The sequence below is a fragment of the Agrobacterium sp. NPDC089420 genome (assembly GCF_044900305.1).
Classification (GTDB): domain Bacteria; phylum Pseudomonadota; class Alphaproteobacteria; order Rhizobiales; family Rhizobiaceae; genus Agrobacterium.
The window spans coordinates 1-1,639 of sequence record NZ_JBJDMY010000063.1 but is presented as its reverse complement, the minus strand read 5'-3'; the positions used below and the strand labels follow the sequence as shown (position 1 = coordinate 1,639).

Sequence of the window (1,639 nt, the reverse complement as noted above, 5' to 3'; positions counted from 1 at the left end):
TAACACCTTCGGAACTTTGCGCTGAATGAGGCTTTGATCACCTGCGTAGCCCCAATCAGGCGAAGCAGGTGGTCATAGCCGGGCATCAGGTCTCACAGTGGTTTTGCAAAGCCACACTGCAAAGGAGACCGGCTATGACCAAGTGCGACATTACCGCATCTGCTCCCATTCTGGCAGCGATTGATATTTCGAAGGAGCGTCACGAGGTGCTGATCGAGGTACCGGACAAAAAGCGCCGCCGTCGTGTGAGCGTCCTCAACAATCTCGATGAGTTCGATCGCCTGATCAGTCTGTTGCGCAGCTATCAGCGTCCCGTTCGCGTTGCCTTCGAGGCGACAGGAAACTATCATCGCGCTTTGGCATATCAGCTCGGTTCATCCGGATTCGAGATAAAACTGATCTCGTCGGTCGCGCTGGCTCGCACCAGAGAAGCGTTGCACAACTCCTGGGACAAGAATGATCCGAAGGACGCCCAGGTCATTCTGCATATGATGACCATTGGTGCTGAGCAGTTTTACCACGACCCATTGATGCATGGCACGAACGACATTCAGGAATTATCCAAGACCCACGACATGATCTCAAAATCGAAGACCGAACTGTGGCATCGGATCCTGACGCACTATCTGCCATTATACTTTCCGGAGGCGGATCGCTTTCACCGCAGTTCACGCAGCGATTGGTTCTTCGCTTTCCTCGAACTGTTTCCGTCACCGCATTTCATCGCAGCCCTGAACAAGGAAGCTTTCATTGAGGCCGCATGGGAGGTGGTCGGACGCAAAGTTGGGAAAGAGCGTTTGTTGGCAGATATTTACGCCACGGCCACGCGCTCGATTGGCCTTCCGGTTTCAGCGGAATCTGACGCGATCAGAATGTTCCGTATGGTCCTGGCCGAGGGCAGAAGTCTGATCGCCCAGCGCAATCAAATCGAGGCACGGGCGGTCGCAATGTTGAAGGACAATCCCGATTACCAGCTTCTATGCACCATTCCCGGAATCGGACCTATCAACGCTCTGACGATCCTGGCGGAAGCCGGAGATCTTCGCCGCTTTCAACACCATCGACAGTTCTTGAAGTTCTGCGGCATGGACCTCGCCACAATCCAGTCAGGGATGTTCCGCGGTCAGACCAAGCTCTCCAAGTATGGCAATGCACGGCTGAGGCGGACCTTATGGATGGCAGCTCAAGTCGCCATTCTGCAGCGTGCTAACAGCTTCCGCGACAAGTTCGAGCGGTACATCACAAAGGACCGCCGCAACACTCATTTACGCCGCAAGGCGTCTACTGCAATCGCCGCAAAGATGGCCCGCACCGTGCATGCGGTTGTCAAAAGCGGCGAACCTTATCGCCCCTTCTTTGAAGGGACGATCCACAGCGGAAGGACCCTTCTCTGACAGGGCCGTGGAGGCGCTGAGTGGTTCAGCGACCTCGTAGATAATGTTCAGGCCTTCCGCTCGACGGCAAAGGATCTCGTCTTAAGGACGGTGAGAGCCGCGATCATGCGTACTCTGTGTTTGTTATGGGAGAGACCGCTCGTTGACGATCGCCCTGGCCTACATCATAATTCAAACGCATCGGCAGAACCGATGCGATAACGACTTGCTGCCAAAACGGCGCTGCATTCCGAATATAGGACGTT

The 1,639-nt window shown here is 54.8% G+C and carries 1 protein-coding gene; it reads left to right on the top strand.

Annotation, left to right across the window (positions count from 1 at the left end):
• The first annotated feature begins 134 nt into the window (after nucleotides 1-134).
• Entirely contained in the window at nucleotides 135-1,394 is a 1,260-nt protein-coding gene (locus tag ACI2KA_RS26930; RefSeq protein WP_404505485.1) for an IS110 family transposase, read from the top strand.
• The last annotated feature ends 245 nt before the right edge of the window (nucleotides 1,395-1,639 follow it).

What these genes read in the sequence shown, in the direction of transcription:
- ACI2KA_RS26930 (WP_404505485.1), top strand. Translation starts at nt 135, where the DNA reads ATGACCAAGTGCGACATTACCGCATCTGCTCCCATTCTGGCAGCGATT.